17 protein-coding genes are annotated in these 16,128 nt (G+C 68.5%); 11 read left to right on the top strand and 6 right to left on the bottom strand.

Annotated elements, in window-relative coordinates:
• Positions 1-47: 47 nt before the first annotated feature.
• The 9 genes from ACFYR3_RS30085 to ACFYR3_RS30045 all read left to right on the top strand — a co-directional run bounded on the left by ACFYR3_RS30085 (position 48) and on the right by ACFYR3_RS30045 (position 11,670).
• The gene (locus ACFYR3_RS30085) at positions 48-2,744 is read left to right on the top strand and encodes a hypothetical protein (RefSeq protein ID WP_389285207.1); all 2,697 of its coding nucleotides are present in this window, start codon (positions 48-50) and stop codon (positions 2,742-2,744) included.
• A 325-nt stretch (positions 2,745-3,069) separates the two neighbouring features.
• Positions 3,070-4,665 (top strand): DEAD/DEAH box helicase, encoded by a 1,596-nt coding sequence (locus ACFYR3_RS30080; protein WP_389285206.1) that lies wholly within the window; start codon positions 3,070-3,072, stop codon positions 4,663-4,665.
• Positions 4,666-5,122: 457 nt separating this feature from the next.
• Complete coding sequence (locus ACFYR3_RS30075) at positions 5,123-5,479, top strand: helix-turn-helix domain-containing protein (RefSeq protein ID WP_389285205.1); 357 nt, start codon at positions 5,123-5,125, stop codon at positions 5,477-5,479.
• Between the two features lie 88 nt (positions 5,480-5,567).
• On the top strand, positions 5,568-5,750 hold the full coding sequence (locus ACFYR3_RS30070) for a hypothetical protein (RefSeq protein ID WP_389285204.1): 183 nt from the start codon (positions 5,568-5,570) through the stop codon (positions 5,748-5,750).
• Positions 5,747-6,037 (top strand): WhiB family transcriptional regulator, encoded by a 291-nt coding sequence (locus tag ACFYR3_RS30065; protein WP_389285203.1) that lies wholly within the window; start codon positions 5,747-5,749, stop codon positions 6,035-6,037. Before ACFYR3_RS30070 ends, ACFYR3_RS30065 begins: the two co-directional genes overlap by 4 nt.
• 91 nt (positions 6,038-6,128) lie before the next feature.
• Positions 6,129-6,776: a hypothetical protein gene (locus ACFYR3_RS30060; protein WP_389285202.1), complete on the top strand. Its 648-nt coding sequence runs from the start codon at positions 6,129-6,131 to the stop codon at positions 6,774-6,776.
• A 144-nt stretch (positions 6,777-6,920) separates the two neighbouring features.
• Positions 6,921-7,142 carry a helix-turn-helix domain-containing protein gene (locus ACFYR3_RS30055; RefSeq protein ID WP_389285201.1) on the top strand — a complete coding sequence of 74 codons (222 nt, stop codon included), beginning with the start codon at positions 6,921-6,923 and terminating at the stop codon, positions 7,140-7,142.
• Positions 7,143-7,207: 65 nt separating this feature from the next.
• Positions 7,208-7,627: a hypothetical protein gene (locus ACFYR3_RS30050; RefSeq protein ID WP_389285200.1), complete on the top strand. Its 420-nt coding sequence runs from the start codon at positions 7,208-7,210 to the stop codon at positions 7,625-7,627.
• The gene (locus ACFYR3_RS30045) at positions 7,627-11,670 is read left to right on the top strand and encodes a phage tail tape measure protein (protein ID WP_389285199.1); all 4,044 of its coding nucleotides are present in this window, start codon (positions 7,627-7,629) and stop codon (positions 11,668-11,670) included. The genes ACFYR3_RS30050 and ACFYR3_RS30045 overlap by 1 nt, the downstream gene beginning before the upstream one ends.
• 171 nt (positions 11,671-11,841) lie before the next feature.
• Here ACFYR3_RS30045 and ACFYR3_RS30040 read toward each other — a convergent pair whose 3' ends face one another.
• The 5 genes from ACFYR3_RS30040 to ACFYR3_RS30020 form a co-directional block, all read right to left on the bottom strand.
• The gene (locus tag ACFYR3_RS30040) at positions 11,842-12,045 is read right to left on the bottom strand and encodes a hypothetical protein (protein WP_389285198.1); all 204 of its coding nucleotides are present in this window, start codon (positions 12,043-12,045) and stop codon (positions 11,842-11,844) included.
• Positions 12,042-12,503 carry a hypothetical protein gene (locus ACFYR3_RS30035; RefSeq protein ID WP_389285197.1) on the bottom strand — a complete coding sequence of 154 codons (462 nt, stop codon included), beginning with the start codon at positions 12,501-12,503 and terminating at the stop codon, positions 12,042-12,044. The genes ACFYR3_RS30040 and ACFYR3_RS30035 overlap by 4 nt, the downstream gene beginning before the upstream one ends.
• An 87-nt stretch (positions 12,504-12,590) precedes the next feature.
• Positions 12,591-13,436, bottom strand: coding sequence for a helix-turn-helix domain-containing protein (locus ACFYR3_RS30030; RefSeq protein ID WP_389285196.1), 846 nt, complete (start codon positions 13,434-13,436; stop codon positions 12,591-12,593).
• Positions 13,433-13,969: a DUF6879 family protein gene (locus tag ACFYR3_RS30025; RefSeq protein ID WP_389285195.1), complete on the bottom strand. Its 537-nt coding sequence runs from the start codon at positions 13,967-13,969 to the stop codon at positions 13,433-13,435. Before ACFYR3_RS30025 ends, ACFYR3_RS30030 begins: the two co-directional genes overlap by 4 nt.
• Positions 13,970-13,972: 3 nt before the next feature.
• Complete coding sequence (locus ACFYR3_RS30020) at positions 13,973-14,176, bottom strand: hypothetical protein (RefSeq protein ID WP_326787868.1); 204 nt, start codon at positions 14,174-14,176, stop codon at positions 13,973-13,975.
• A gap of 229 nt (positions 14,177-14,405) precedes the next feature.
• Between ACFYR3_RS30020 and ACFYR3_RS30015 the strand changes: the two genes are divergently transcribed.
• Both ACFYR3_RS30015 and ACFYR3_RS30010 read left to right on the top strand, forming a co-directional pair.
• Positions 14,406-14,900, top strand: coding sequence for a hypothetical protein (locus ACFYR3_RS30015; RefSeq protein WP_389285194.1), 495 nt, complete (start codon positions 14,406-14,408; stop codon positions 14,898-14,900).
• A gap of 187 nt (positions 14,901-15,087) precedes the next feature.
• A complete protein-coding gene (locus ACFYR3_RS30010) occupies positions 15,088-15,522 on the top strand; it encodes a hypothetical protein (RefSeq protein ID WP_389285193.1) in 435 nt (144 codons plus the stop codon).
• A gap of 178 nt (positions 15,523-15,700) precedes the next feature.
• Here ACFYR3_RS30010 and ACFYR3_RS30005 read toward each other — a convergent pair whose 3' ends face one another.
• Positions 15,701-16,078, bottom strand: a complete 378-nt coding sequence (locus ACFYR3_RS30005; protein ID WP_389285192.1) for a hypothetical protein — start codon at positions 16,076-16,078, stop codon at positions 15,701-15,703.
• Positions 16,079-16,128: the final 50 nt, after the last annotated feature.

The raw sequence follows: 16,128 nt of genomic DNA, 5'->3' as shown, positions 1-16,128 counted from the left end.
CCCCGCGACCGAGCCGTCACGGCCGCCTTCCCCGCGAGGACTTCAGCGTGAACGACCGTACGACCCCCGAGAACCCCGACGCCGACCAGGCGCCCGGGGAACTCGACATGCGCGAGGCAGCTCGCGAATTCGACGACGCGGGACTGTGCCTGCTGCCGGTCAAGGCGGACGGCAGCAAGGCGGCCGACGTTCGTAGCTGGACCTCCTACAAGGTCAAGCGGTCTACCCCCGAGGAACACGACCAGTGGTGGGGATTCCGCGGCGGGCGGCCGCGCGGGATCGCCGCCGTGTACGGCGCCGTCTCCGGCAACGTCGAGATGATCGAGTTCGAAGACCACGCCGTTCGCGAGGGCATCCTCGACGAGGTCACCGAACTTATGGAGAACTCGGGGCTCGGCGAACAATGGCACGCCATCCTCAATGGCTGGGTGTCACAGAGCCCCGGCGGTGGCGGACAGGGGATCCACGTACGCGCGCGTGTCGAGGGCGCCCCCGTTCCTGGGAACACCAAGCTCGCATCCCGCCTCGCCCGGGAAGACGAGTACACCGACGAGGAGCGTCAACGCCTCCGCGAGAAGCCGAACGCCAAGATCGTGCGTGTCCAGATCGAGACGCGAGGTGAAGGCGGGTACGGCCTCGTCGAGCCGTCCGGCGGCACCGTTCATCCCAGCGGAAGGCCATACGTCCGAATCGCCGGCGGGCCAGCCACCATCCCCACCATCGACGCCGACGTCATGGACGCGATCCGCGACGTCTGCCGCATGATCGACACGCTGCCCCGCGAGGAGAAAGCGAAGACCGCCCCGCGGCCGAAGCGAGAGCTGCCCGCCGGCACCGTACGACCGGGCGACGACTTCGAGAACAAGGTCGACTGGCCCGACATCATCGGAGACGACCTCGACCCCATCTTCACGCGCGGCAGCACCACCTACTACCGCCGAAAGGGCAAGTCCCGTGGCATCTCCGCGACCACCGGTCACGCCTCGGATCGCGACCGCCTGTACGTCTTCAGCACCTCGACCGTCTTCGAGGCTGAAGTTCCGTACGACAAGTTCGCCGCCTACACCCTGCTCACGCAAGGCAGCACCACGGCGGCCGCATTCAAGCAGGCAGCCGCAGAACTCCGTCGCCGCGGATACGGCTCAGAGCCCACACGGCGTCGACTGACCGTTGTCTCCTCGCAGTTCAGCGACGGATCCTCCGCTCTCGAACCCGACCTCACGCCGGATGAGGCCGAATCGCAGGGCGCCAGGCCGCGGGCGGCAGGCCAGCGCCCCGAACTGGACATCACCAACGAGGCCGAGGCCATCGAGGGAATCCTCGCCATCATGGCCGCGGAGCAACTCCCCGGCCTCTACAAGCGATCCAGCGGCCCGTGCTGGGTCTACCAGGACGACCAGAGCAACCCGCTCGTCAAGCAGCTGGGTACCGACAACCTGCGCGCCTACCTCGCCGAATACGTCCTTACGTACTCCGTCGTCCCCGACCCAATCACCCAGGGCATGAAGGAAGACCGAGCGTTGGTGATGCCGAAGACCTGCGGCACCATCCTCGGCCGTCGGGACTGGCCGCTCATGCCTCTGCGCGGGATCGTCACGGCCCCCGTCGTACGACCGGACGGCACCATCGTTCAGACGGTCGGATACGACCACGCGACAGGCCTGTACATGCACCCCCGGGTACCGCTCCGACGGCTCCAGGCGGACGTGACGGAGGAGTCCGTCGAGCGAGCGAAGACGGTCGTCCTCGACCAGATGCTCGCGGACTTCCCCTTCGTCGCGGCCTCCGACCGGGCGCAGTACCTGGGGGCCCTGCTCTCGCCGATCATTCGCCACTACGTCCCCGGACCGACCCCGCTCCTGGTCATCACCAGCACATCGCAGGGCTCCGGCAAGACCCTGCTGATGGATGCCTTCGGCTACATCTACGGCCTCGCCGTGACGCAGTGGCCCGAGAACGACGCCGAACTACGGAAGGCCGTCACCGCCAAGCTGTGGGACTGCGGTGATCCCGTCATCGCGATGGACAACCTGCCGAACGGGCACGTCATCAAGTCGCCCATCCTGTCGTCCCTGGCGACGTCGGCAACCTGGAGCGACCGCCTGCTCGGGAGCACCAGCTCGGTCAGCATCCCGAACGACCGACTGTGGGTGCTCACCGGCAACAACCTGAGCACCGGCGGGGACAACGCACGCCGCACACTCTGGGTCCGCCTCGACCCCAACTGCCCCAACCCGGACCAGCGCGACGACTTCACCGTCGGCGACCTCCGGCAGTGGCTGGAGGAGAACGGCTCCACCGTCGTCGCCGCACTCGTGACCATGGTCCGCGGATGGCTCGCGGCCGGCGGCAAGACCATCACCACCCGCATGGGCGACTACTCCCGATGGGCGTCAACGGTGGCGGGCATCCTCGACTACCTCGACGTACCCGGCTGGCTGGCCAACCGGGACGCAGCGACAGCCACGATGGACGAAGAGACCCAGGAGTGGGCCGCGTTCCTGACGGCCTGGCACGGCACCGCCGAACTCAGCGCCCGGACCGTCACCACGAAGGAGCTGCTCGCCCTCAAGGAAGCCATCCCGCGCCTTCAGAACGGCGACGTGCCGTCCCCCAAGCAGCTCGGCCACTGGCTCAAGGCGAGGCAGGGCCGGTACTTCGAGGACTTGAAGATCAGCCTCGTCTACGACACCCACCGGAAGCAGAACCTGTGGCGCGTCGAGAAGTACGAGGGCGGCCGATGACCCGCACATCCCCGCAGGCTGCGGGGAAGTTGCGGGGATCCCGCATCGCCTCTGACCTGCGGGGATGCGGGGATGCGGGGATGTGCGGAGTTGGCCGCTATCCCCGGGCATACGGGAGCGTCACGCAGACCTCACGTGCAACACGCATCTGCATGCGGCGTAGCGCTGGTGAAGCGCTCCCTATATGGCGGCCTAGAGAAACATTCCGCACAACCCCGCAAACCCCGCAGAACAGCAGGTCAGCGGCCATGCGGCCCAGCCGCAACTTCCCCGCAGACATCCCCGCAACTTCCCCGCAGAACCCCGCAGAGCCGAGGTGATCCCCGTGCCCGAAGCACTCCCCCTACGCGACTACCAACGCGCCGCCATCGACGCACTCCACAACGGATGGCAGGCCGGCGGCCTCCGCCTCGCGGTCCTGCTCCCCACCGGCAGCGGCAAGACCGTCGTCTTCTCCCACCTCGCCGCAGAGCAGCACGCCCGCGGTGTCCGCACTCTCGTCCTCGCCCACCGCGACGAACTCCTCCAGCAGGCCGCCAACAAGATCCGCGCGGTCGCTCCCCATCTCCGCGTCGGAATCGTCAAGGCCGAGTGCGACGAGCACCAGGACGTGGACGTCGTCGTCGCCAGCGTGCAGACCCTCGCCAACCCCCGCCGCCGCGAGGCCATCCGCGGAATCGGGCTGGTCATCGTCGACGAGGCGCACCACGCCGCCGCGCCCACCTACGTCGACGTCCTCAAGCACTTCGGCTGCTTCGATGCCACCCCCGCCGCCGGGTTCACCGCGACCATGCACCGCGAGGACGGTGGCCTCGCCGACGTCTGGGAACGCATCGTCTACACCCGCGACATCCTGGAGATGATCGCCGACCGGCACCTCGTCAACGTCCGCGGCAAGGCCGTCCACGTCGGAGGCCTCGACCTCGATACGGTCAAGACCCGGCACGGCGACCTCCAAGACGGCCAGCTCGCCCGCGCCCTCGACGAGTCCAACGCCGCCGACGTCGTCGCGGACGCGTACACCGAGTTCGCCGCGGACCGGCCGGGCGTCGTCTTCACCCCGACCGTCGACACCGCGAAGTCCATGGCCGACGTGCTCAACTCCCGCGGGATCCGCACCGCCACGGTGTGGGGCGACATGCCCCGGGAGGAACGGACCGCCACCCTCAAGGCGTACGCGGACGGCAGCATCCAAGTCCTCTCCAACTGCATGGTCCTCACGGAGGGCTTCGACGCGCCGTGGGCGTCGTGCGCGGTGATCGCCCGCCCCACGAAGTCGGCCAGCCTGTACGTGCAGATGGTGGGCCGGGTGCTGCGCCCCTGGCAGGGCAAGCGCGACGCCCTGGTCCTCGACGTCATGGGCGCCTCGACCCGGCACAAGCTGGCCACCCTCGCCGACCTCACCGAGCGCGAACTGACGGTCGACGACGGGGAGTCCCTCGCGGCCGCAGCCCTCGACGACGACCCCGACGCCCTGCCAGGCCTGCGGGCCGTCGCTGTCGACTGGCAGGACATCAGCCTCTTCGACGACTCGGCCGTGCGGTGGCTGCGCACCAGCGGCGGCACCTGGTTCGTCCCCGCCGGCGACACCCTGTACTTCCTCGTCCCCGCCGAAGAACCGGGCTCGTACCGGATCCGCCGCTGGACGCCCGCAGAGGGCGTACGAGCCCCGTCGCCGGACCCGGAGTACCCGCTGGAGTTCGCGATGCAGTGGGCGGAGCTGTACGCACAGCGCGCCGCCCGGTCTCTCGCGATCCGCGGCGCGGGCTGGCGGCAGCGACCGCCGTCGGTGAAGCAGCTGAACTACTGCCGCTTCAAGCGGATCCCGGTGCCCCCGGACGCCACGGCCGGGCAGGTGTCGGACCTCCAGGCGGTGCACCAGGCATCCGCTCGGCTGGACGGCTACGCCCGCGCAGCCTGACCCGCAGAGTTCCGGCCGTCGTCCGGCGGCCGGCCAGGACCGAGGAGAGAGGAGCGTTCGGTGACTGAGTCCACGGGTCTGGGCCAAGCAGCTTGGTCCCTGGTGTTTCACCTTCTCCGTATGCCGGGTTGGTGGGTGGGGTGACGCGTCGTGGTGGGCCGTATCCGCATCTGCGGCTGGATGTGGGGGTGAAGGCCGGTCAGGGGTTGGCGGTGGCGGAGTTGGTGTTGGGGCGGGGGTTGTCGTTTCGGCAGGCGGCGGCGGAGTTGGGGATGAGTCCGACGACGGCGTGGCGTCGGTATCACTGGTTGAAGGACTGGTTGTTGCCGGGGTTGTGGGGGGTGGCGGGTCGGCAGTGTTTGCCGCCGATGCGGGGGACGCGGGCGTGTCCGCGGGGGCGTCCGTTCATCAAGGGGCTGGATGGTCCGGGTGGGCCTTTGTATCGAGGAGGCGATGTATGAGCAGGTTGGATCCGCGGAGGCGGGTGGATGCGCTGTTGCTGTTGGCGGGGGGTCGGTCGCAGCGGGCGACGGCGGCTGAGGTGGGTGTGCATCCGAGCACGGTCGGTGTGTGGGCGAAGGATCCGGTGTTCGTGGAGGAGTTGGTGCGGGTGCGGGAGGCGGTGGCGGTGCGGCCGTTGGATCCGGAGCGGTTGATGGCGGTGGTGGATGAGTCGGCGGCGCGGCTGGGTGGTCGTGATCGGGGGCCGGTGACGGTGGTGATTCCGGTGGGGGCGTCTCCGGCTCGGCGTCGGCGGTTGGTGGCGGATGGGGTTGCTCGGGTGCTGGAGCGGAGCGAGGGGGACCGGTGGTGAGGGACGGCGGGGGTGAGGCGGCGTCGTGGGCGCGTGAGGAGTTGGCGGTGTTGGTGTTGGCGGCTGAGCGGTGGCGGGAGGGGCAGCGGTGAAGGGGCGTTGGGGGCGTGCGGTGCGGGGGCTGTTGGCGGTGCGGTCGACGCTGCTGGACGCGGTGGGGTTGGGGCTGTTGGCGGTGGCGGCGTTCACGTGGTCGACGACTGCCGGGTTCGTGGCGGCGGGTGTCGCGACGCTGGCTCTGAACTGGCGTCTGAACGAGGGGCGTGAGTGAGCGGGCATCACGCTGCGGGTGCGCGGCCGGTGGGTTCGCTGGGGATTCCGGGCTTCGTACTGGACGCGCGGGAGCCGTTGCTGTGCCGGGCGGATCCGGACGCGTACGTCGCGGACGGCGTGCGGCCGCGTGCGGCTCGGGCGTTGTGTGCGGGGTGCGGGTTCCTCGAGGCCTGCCGCTCGTACGCGTTGGATAGGCCGGCGTTGTGGGGGGTGTGGGGCGGGACGACGCGGTTGGAGCGGGTGTCGTTGCGGCGCCGAGCGTCCGCGGCCGTGGGGTCCGGGTAGTCGGGCCCCCTGGTGGTGAGTAGTAGGCCCGGGCGGCGGTGTGCCCACCGGGTTACTGGTAGATCAGCTCAAGAGGTAACGGAGGAACACCATGATCGCAGTGACGACGGAGCAGTTGGAGCAGGTTGAGCGGGAGGCCGAGCAGGCGCAGGGGGTGCTGCGGGAGGCGGAGCGGGAGTATGCCGCGAACCGTGCATCGCAGACGGCGTACGGCAAGCACAAGGACGCTGTGGAGGCGGCGGACCATGTGGCGGTGCGGGCGCGTCTGCTGCGCCAGGACTGGGAGGTGCAGGAGGAAGGGCGCCAGCGGCGTGCGGAGGAAGGTGAGGCGGCGGCGCTGGAGATGGGCCGGGATGTCGACGGTCTCGCGGCGTCCCGGGCAGCGGCTGTGCAGGCGGTCGTGGCCGCAGGGTCGGCGATGCGGGCGGCGCTGGACGCGCTCGCGGAGCACGACGAGAGGGTCCGTGTTGTGGGCGCGAAGCTTGCGGCGCGCGGGCTGCGGTGCTGGGACGGCGAGCCGACGGGCGCGAGCCTCGACGGATCGGTGTGGATGCGGGGCGAGTTGTGGCCGCTCGTCGACGGGGGTGCGGTGCTCGGCCGGCTGCTCGCCGAGGTCGTGGCCGAGGCCTATCCGCGGCATCCGCTGGCGCGGTTCTCTGCGCCTCCCTACGGGGGCGTGACGGCGGCGAAGGGCCGGGACGAGGTGCTGGCACTGGTGCGGGCGGAGAGGGGCCGCTGAGCGGCTTTGTTGCGGGCGGCGCCCGGTTCTTCCTGCGGGGAGGATCGGGCGCCGCTGTTTTGTTGGGTCTCCACAACATTGCACGGCCGATTTGGCGTGAAGAGCGGTATTCAGCCGTACGATCTTTGTAGGAGGTGGACATCAATGGACGCAAGTGGACGTGACGAGCTTCCCCCGCGGGTGCGGGCGGCGGTGCTGCTGGCGATGGGCCGGCCCACAGAGGAGATCGGGCCCGAGGTGGGTGTGTCGGGGCGGACGGTGCGCCGGTGGCGTGCACGACCTGAGTTCCGGTCGGACATTCGCAGGGTGCGGCTGCGGCTGCTGGACGGGGCTGCGGTCTCCCTGACGGTCGGGCGGGAGCGGTGAACCGGGCGGCGAGGCGTAGGAGGGGCTGGAAGGCGCCGGTGGGCGCTGCTGGCGGGCCTCGGCTCTTGGCGGACCTCTTCCACCATGTGGCGCCTGACGGGGTGAAGGCGCTGCTCGTCTCCGACTACGCGCGCGGGGATTCCGAGCTGCTCGACGTGGTGGTCGAGCGGGTCCTCACCCGTGATCTGCCGCGCTGTGCGCATCTTCGGCGCCGGCCGAGCCGGGGCTACGTGTTCGCGACGGAAGGCTATGCCCGCTGTCTGGCCTGCCACTTGGAGCGGGCGGCGACCGGCATCCCGGCGGGCGGGGCAACCCGGTGCGGTTGCTGCTCGGGCGAGATGACTGCCGGGGCACGGCCGCTCGTGGTCGAGATGACGTCGTGGGTCGTGTTCTCGACGCTGTGTCTTGACTGCGCCCAGCTGGTGCTGGACGAGGGGCAACGGCCGGCCTCACCGGCTGTTCCTGCGGGTGGGGGTGGTGAGTGATGTCGAACGTGGTGGAGATTCTGGTTACGGCTAAGAATCTCACCGGCCCCGCAATGGCCTCGGTCAACGCGGAGGTGAACAAGGCCGGTTCGGGCATGCGCGCCTTCCACAAGACGACGTTGATCGCGGGTGCGGGCCTGGCGGTCATCGGTGTCGAGTCGATCAAGATGGCTGCGAAGTTCGACTCCAGCATGACGCTGCTGCACACGCAGGCGGGTGTGGCGCAGTCCAAGATGGCGGGCCTGAAGTCGGGTGTGCTCGCACTGGCGGGGAAGGTCGGCCAGGACCCAGACAGCTTGGCTGAGTCGCTGTTCCACGTGGAGTCCAACTTCGAGTCCATGGGCATCAGCTCGAAGAAGGCACTCTCCCTCACAGAGACTGCGGCGAAGGGCGCCACGGTCGGTCACGCGGACCTCGTTGACGTCACCAACGCGCTCACCGCTGCGGTCGCTTCGGGTATTCCGGGTGTGCAGAATTTCGATAAGGCGATGGGTGTCCTGAACGCCACCGTCGGTGTCGGCGACATGAAAATGCAGGACCTGGCGAACGCTTTCGGGTCCGGCATGGTCGCCACCGTCAAAGGATTCGGCCTCAGCATTCAGGACGTCGGCGCCGGGCTCGCAGTTTTTGGCGATAACAATATCCGCGGTTCGTTGGCGGGTAATCAATTGCGCATGTCCGTGATGGCCCTCGCCCACCCGGTCGCAACGGCCGGAGACACGCTCAAAAGGCTGGGCTTGACGACGGACACGCTCGGCAAGGACATGCAGAAGGGCGGCCTGAAGCTCGCCCTCGAAGACCTCGTCGGCCGTATGAAGAAGGCAGGCGTCTCCTCCAAAGAGCAGGGCCAGGTCATCACCGACGCGTTCGGCCGGAAGGCGGGCGCAGGCCTGAACGTCCTGGTGTCGCAGATGGACCGCCTGGAGTCGAAGTACCCGGCGCTGGCTGAGGGCGCGAACAAGTTCGGCAAGAGCTGGGCTGACACGCAGAAGACGTTCGCATTCCAGATGAAGGCGCTGCAAGCCAGCTTCGACGCGCTGCTGATCACCGTCGGGCAGAAGCTCATCCCGCCGCTGCAATCCGTGGTCGGCGTGATGCTCGCCCACAAGGGCGCCACCGTAGCCCTGGCAGGCGCGCTCGCGGGACTCCTCGCCGCGACCGTGGCGGTGTCGGTGGCGATGAAGGCAGCCGCGGCCGCGACGATGCTGTGGAGCGGCGTGACGAAGGGCATCTCAGCCGTCACGGGCGTGTTCGAGACGGTCGCCCTGAAAGCCATGTACATGCAGGACGCTTTCGTTGCGGCAGGTGGCGGCGTGAGGGGGCTGCGGGCGGCGTTCGCATCGCTGGGCACGGTCGCCAAGGGCAGCGTCATCGTGGCTGGCCTGGCGCTGCTGGCTGTGGGTGTGCAGAAGCTGGCGGAGAAGGCGCGGGGCGCGCCCCCGGACGTCGACAGGCTGACGACGAGCCTCCAGCACCTGGCCGCGACGGGCAAGTTCAGTGGCGAGCTGAAGTCGACGTTCGGCAGCTTGGACGGGTTCGTTGCGAAGCTGGACGCACTGAAGAAGGGGCAGTCGGACCTCGATAAGGGGCTGGAGTGGCCGAAGAAGATCGCTGGCGTCGGTCCGCTCATTGATGCGATCACCCCGAAGATTGATGACCTCGTCAACGGTTCGCATTCGCTCGGGGCGACGAAGGATGACTTCGCCTCGTTCGACAAGGCGTTCGCGCAGTTCGCGGGCGGCGGGCATGCGAAGGAGGCGGCCGATCAGTTCGAGCAGTTCCGGGTCAAGCTGAAGGGTGCCGGCTACTCGGCGAAGGAGATTGCGGCACTGTTTCCGCAGTACACGGCTGCGGTGGCTGGGGTGAGGTCGGAGCAGGAGCTCACTGCTAAGAGCATGGGCGTGTTCGGTCAGGCGGCGGTGGACACGCAGAAGAATCTCGACGCGGAGGCGATGAGTGCGAAGGGCCTCGAACAGTCGATCATGGCGCTGAACGCTGTGCACCGCGCTGCGTTCGACGCCGAGACGGCGTTCGAGCAAGCCATCTCCGACTCGTCAAAGGCCGTCAAGGAGAACGGTCGCACCCTCAACGTTCACTCGGACGCGGGCCGTAAGAACCGCGAGGTGCTGTCCCAACTTGCTGCGAAGACCGACGATTACGTCGACAAGATGGACAAGCAGCACTTCTCCGTCACCAAGATCAACAAGGTGTACGGCGAGGGCCGGAAGGCGTTCATCGACACGGCGACGGCGATGGGATCTACCCGTAAGGCTGCGGAGAAACTCGCCGACACGCTGCTGAATGCGCCACCGGCTGCTCCGGTGAAGTTCAAGGTGGACAGGAAGGCTGCGACGGCTGACCTGAAGGCGTTCAACGCCGAGGTGAAGAAGTCGCCCGGCTCGAAGTCTGTGACCTTGAAGGCGCTGTCCAAGAGCGGCGAGAAGGTCTTGGAGGCCTTCGGGTTCAAGGTCAAGCACCTGAAGAACGGCCAGGTCGCGATCTTCGCGAAGGACGGCCAGGCCCTCGGCGTGATCGGCAACGTCAACTCGGCGATGAACGCCCTGGACGGCAAGACTGCGACGACCTACGTCATCACCAAGACGCACACCTCGAACGCAGGGGACGTCTACCACGAGGGCGGCAAGTACGCGCAGGGCGGTCTCGTCCGCAAGTACGCGGATGGCGGTCGCATCGAGGGCGGCTCCGGCAGCAAGGATGACGTACCGCTGTTGGCGATGGGCGGCGAGTACATCGTCAACAAACGCCAGACGTCGAAGTACCACGCCCTGCTGGAGGCGATCAACGAGGACCGGGTGCCGCACTTCGCGAAGGGCGGCAAGGTCAAGAAGTTGACCAAGGCGCAGAAGGCGGCGAAGGCGCAGGCGGAATCGGAGCGGCAGGCGCGCTCGGATGCCCGCGGTGACCTGTCCATCAGCCATTTCGGGCACATGGCGGGCTACCCGCGGAGCGAGTTCGGGTCCGGGCTGGGCAGGCCGGATTCTGTGGGTTCGCTGGTGGATGCGTTGAACAAGTGGCGCGGCATCATCCTCAAGTCGACGCACGGTGGCACGGAGAATCGGCTGCTGAAGCAGCTCGACTCGACCGGCCGCAAGCTCCTCGGCTACGAGAAGGCCCTCGCGAAGGTCACGGCGTCGCTGGAGAAGGCGAAGGACAAGCTCAACTCGCTGAAGGATTCCGCGGCGCAGCTGTCCGACTCGGTGAAATCGAACCTGATCGGCTCGGCGAACATCACCAAGGGTGCGGGCGCGGACAGCACGGTGACGCTGGGGTCGATCCGTGGGGGAATGACTGCCTCGCGGGACAAGGTGACCGCGTTCGCGTCCGCACTGAAGCAGTTGAAGGCGAAGGGGTACAGCAAGTCGATCATTCAGCAGGTTGCCGAGGCCGGGGTCGATGGCGGCGGGCTGGAGACTGCGGGCGCCCTGTTGGAGGCGTCGTCGTCCGAGGTGTCGTCGATCAACTCGGTGCAGGGTCAGATCGAGAAGGCTGCCGGGTCCGCGGGGAAGACGACGGCGGACACGGTGTACGGGGCTGCGATCAAGGCTCAGACCGCGGTCGTGAAGTCGCTGACGAAGTCGCAGGAAAAGCTCACCAAGAGCATGGACAAGCTCACCAAGTCCATGGAGAAGGCCATCGAAAAGGCGTTCAAGGGCAAGGCGTCTGGCGGGATCGTCGGCGCCGCTGCGTCGGGCGGGATCCGGGGCGGGCTGACGTGGGTGGGCGAGCAGGGCCCGGAGCTGGCGCAGCTGCCGGTGGGGTCGCGGGTGTGGTCGAACCCGGACAGCCGGCGGATGGCGTCGGGCCAGCTGCCGTGGGCGTCGATGCTCAACACCCCCCGGCGACCGGCTGGCGCCGCGGCTGCGGGCGCGGGCGGCAGGCAGGACGTCAACGTCATCTTGGAGATCCGCTCGTCGGGCGGCTCGTCTCGATACGAGGAGTTCCTCCTGAACGAACTCCGCACCATGGTCCGCGCGCGCGGCGGCAACGTGCAGAACATCCTTAGTCCGCCCCGCGGACGGTAGGTCGGTCCCGTCGGCCGAGGCGCCTGCACGGCTTGGCCGTCACCTGCCCGCCCTCATATCGCCTGGGAAGCGGAGGGCGGGCAGACTGCCGTCACCGGCCTGCCTCGCGGGTGTAGACGGGGCGGGCCGGCCCCTGCTCGCTGCCGGCCGCTCGGGCTGGCAGCGAGAGCTTCACGACCGGTGCCGGCCCCGGTGAGGGTGGTTGCGGATCTCGATGTTGCAGTCGGATGCCTTGGAGTAGTCCCCGACGGCCACGGCCTCAGCGCCCTGCCGGGTCAGAGCCGCGCACACTCCGCACTGCGGTGCTGGCTCCGGCCTGTCCAGCGGCAAGGGCAGGTCGATGGGCCCGTCGTCCATGGTGGTCTGCTGCTTCATCCGAAGGCCTCCGCAGGGAGTCGAGAGCCGCCCGGTCCGAGGGCGGCGCCGAGCAGGACAGGGTCGGTCAGGCGCCCGGTGCCGTCCGGTCGTTCGATCCACACGCGGCCGCGCACCGGGTACAGGACGGGCGGGCACCGGAGCGTCCAGCCACGGGGGTGAATCGTGATGGTGCAGACGTCGTCGAGTTCGTCGCCGAGGGTCGGCGGCAGGAGCCACCAGGCGATGCCCTGCGTCACGTCAGCCAGGACCGGGCCACGGCGTGGCGAGCCGATGAGCTTGATCGCGTCCATGGTGTGGGCGAGGGACGCCTCGGCGACCATCCAGTGGCCACCGGTGGGGAATGAGCCCAGCTCGTCCGCGTCCCACAGGGACCGGACTTCAGCGGGGGTATCGGCGCAGGAGAGGAGCCAGTCCTGTCCCGCCTGCCGTACGTACGGGGCGAGGTGTAAGGCCATGACCAGGAACGTAGGGACTGCGATTGCGGGCACGTGCGCTGATTGCAGCGGATTGCGCGCGCTACACCGGGAGTTGCCGCGGGTTGCTCACGACAGGTTCAATGCGGCCCGCGCCCGCCCGATCAGCCGGTGTGCCGGCGCCCCGTGAACTGCGGACTCGGCGAGCCACTCCCACGCCCGTTCGTACAGGGCGAGGCTCTCCTCGTCGTCCAGCCACATCTCCGTGCTGAGCGTCTCGACGATGACCAACCGTCGGTCGTAGATCCAGAAGCCGTGCGAGGGGCTGCGCCGGAGCTGCGCCGAGAACGGCACGATGCCGAGCTCCACGGTGTCCAGGCCGATCAGGGAGACCAGCCGGTCCAGTTGGGCCGCCATCACCTCACGCGGGCTTGTGAGGGCGTACAGGGCGCCTTCCCAGATGAGCATGCGGAAGGAGCGGCCCGGCTCGTACAGCGCGCCCTGACGGCGGATACGGGCCCGCACGGCGTCCTCGATGTCCATGTCGGGGATCTGCCGGAACGCGGCGTTCGCAGCGAAGACGTGCCGGGCATACTCGGCGGTCTGGAAAATGCCGGGGATCCGTACGACTTCCACGCCGCGGATCGTCTGCGTCTGCTCGGTCTCGGCGACCGCCTGCTCCTGGCGGGCGCGGTGCCCGTTCGCCAACTGGCGGCGCATCGACCGGTACTGCGTCTCCAGTCCGGTGAGGCGCCCGGACAGTTCGGCCGTGACGTCCGCCCGGTCGACGGCCTCGGCCCACAGCCTCAAGTCGTCGCTGCTCGGGGTCTGCTTGCCGTTCTCCAGGCGGGACACCTTGGAGCGCTGCCAGCCGAGGCGTTCGGCGATGCTCTTGCCGTCCAACCCGGCCTCGGTGCGCAGCTCCCGGAGGCGCGCACCGAGGGCGACCCGGGCGGACTGGTAGTCGGTGCTCACACTGTGGAAGCTACCCGCCTGGCGAAGTCGGCGGTACGGATCGCGTAGTGCCAGGCAGCATCCCGTACCTGGCACGCGGCGAGGACGTCGGCCGGCTCCTGCGACACGGTCACGCCGAGGGTGGTGTCCGCGTCGTCGAAGACGAACCGCAGCAGGGTCCGCGAGTCGATGAGCCAGAAGTCGAAGTCCGGCAGGCCGAGCCGGGCCGCCTCCGTGCGGAGCAGGTAGCGGACCTCGTCGCCCGCGGCCACGTTGCTCGGCGCGCGGGCGAGGAGGAACTCCTGCCCCTCGGTGAGCGGTTCGTCGACCACGCGCACCCTGCCGAACCGTTTGCCCCGCGCGGTCTGTTCAGCGACGTTGCTGCGCCACGCGTCCGGCGGCTCGCTGGTGATGTCCTCGCGGGCCTGCCACCGCGCCCACACGTCGCTGCGCCGGTCCGTGGCGTAGCCGCGACGGGTCTCGAGCCTCCACGCGGTGTGCTCGAAGGACTTGAAGACGTGCGAGATCTCCTTGAAGGGGATCACCTCCGGCACGGGCTACTCCTTCGGGGCGAAGCGGGTGAGCAGCTCGCGCGGGATGACGACGAACGTCTCGGAGTCCTTCACGTCCCGCAGTTGTGCGAGGTGTTCGGGGTCGGTGAGCTTGTCGCCCTGGACGACGATGTCTCCCGTCTCCTCGACCTCGTAGAGGGTGGGGCAGTCGCCGCCGTCGCTGGTGGTGCCGAGGAACCTGAGCGTCATCTCGTCCTCCGTCTGGCCGGGTTGGAGACCCCAGGATGCGCGGGATTCCTCACCACCGCTGTCAGATTGCTCGGGATTGCCAGCCACAACCAGGCGCCGCCGATTGCGCGCAATCATGCCGCTTCGTACCGGGAGCATGACTTCGTGTCACGGAAAGGACACAACGCCCACATGCCGCGATGCGACAGAGCAGCATCCCTCATCTGACTCATCTGTCCTTGGGGGGACCATGCGCACCAGACCTGCGGTTGTAACGACGGGCGTCGCGCTCATGCTCATGCTCACAGGCTGCGGTGGCACCAGCGCCACGCCCAAGCAGTCAGCGACGACGTCAGCGTCGGCAAGCCCCAGCGCCGATCCTGCGACCAAACTCCGCGACTGGGCAGACGCGGGCGGCACCGACACTCTCGGCGTCCTCATGAAGGGCCTGAAGCAAGTGGACAAGGACTCGCACCCGGTCGACCTGGCGGCACTACAGACCAGCTGCGCGCAACTCACCGCAGATATCGAAGCGGCAGCCGAGGAAGACCCGATGCCGGACGAGACGCTCGCCAAGCGCTGGAAACTGGCGCTCGATCACCTGGGGAAGTCCGCATCGGCCTGCACCGTGGGCGCAGCAAGCGAGGACCAGGCGTCGTTCGATCTGATGGCCGCCGAGATGTCCATCGGCACCGACCACCTGAACGCCGTCGTGAAGCGAGTCGGGGAGATCGCCGGGAACTAGTCGGCAGCTGGCACGCTGCCCGAGACCAGTGCGGCCCGCTGGCAGGGGGCCCTCTTGCCTACCGCGGCCTGCGATGTACTGTCCTGCCGAAACAGCCTCTGAGCAGGTACGACCGTGAAAGACGGGTGGGCACGTGAGCCAGTGCACGACTACGACAAAGCGTGGGGCCCGCTGCCGTAATTCGTTCATGGTCTGGTTCGGCATCGGCCCTCACCCGCAGGTCTGCGAGCGCCACGCCACCCCGGAGCAGAAGGAGGCCTCAACGGCGGCGCTTGACGCTCCCGTTAACGTCGCTACCGCGGACCCCGCCACGGTGTTCCCCATGGTGTCGATCACCCCGAAGCGAGTCATCAGTGACAGCCCGATCGGCTGGGTTGCCAAGATCCGAGGCACGAACGAGAAGTACGTGTACGCACGCACGTTCCTCAACCGTAGCGGCCCGCCTTACGGATGGCCGCTACCCGGAAACGGCTTGTACGAGTGCCGGGAGATCGGGGCGCGCGGGAAGTTCTCCGGCTTCTTCGTGGTCAAGGGCGCCTTCCGCAGCCGGGTGGAATTGGTGACTCCAGAGCAGGCAGCCCAGATGGCCCGCAAGATGGGCAACAAGCCCGCTGCGGATTGATCTGCAACGCTCCGGCGGCGATCCCTCTTACCGCATAGGGGATGCGGTGTGGCGTTCCTGACCTGCGGATACTCGGGGTGATGGCACTCGTCTGGCACACGTGGGGGCTGGCGAGCGGGCATGCGAAAGGCCCCCTGCTCGGTCGGGATGACCATGCAAGGGGGCCGAACCACGCACGCTACCGGGCGGGTGTGACAACGGCAGGCGCACCGGGCGGGGGCGTCGCCCAGCCGTCGAAGTAGCCGAGGACCTGACCGCACGGCGTCCAGCGGTCCCTGGGAATCTCTCCGCGGTCGTCGGCATCGGTGCAGACGTCGGGCGTCGGCACGCTCGACAGGCCGTCGTCGACGACCTCGTCCGGGACGTCGTCAGACAGACTTGGCTCTATGAGCTGGGTCTCGATGACCGTGACGGTCGGTGCTGGGGCGGGATCGTCGTCGGAGCCGAACAGGAAGTTGATCCCGCCGAGGAACATCACGATGGCGCAGGCCGCGAGGAACAACCACCAGAGGGCGACGAGCAAGCTGGGTTCCGAGGCGGGGCGGCGGGTTGGCATGGCACATCTTCCCGTTCAGCGGGTGCCAGCGTCATGGGTTCGGCGCCAGG

Source organism: Streptomyces sp. NPDC005784 (genome assembly GCF_042871525.1).
Lineage (GTDB): Bacteria > Actinomycetota > Actinomycetes > Streptomycetales > Streptomycetaceae > Streptomyces.
The sequence above is the reverse complement of the archived record's forward strand: the minus strand, read 5'-3'. Positions and strand labels throughout refer to the sequence as shown.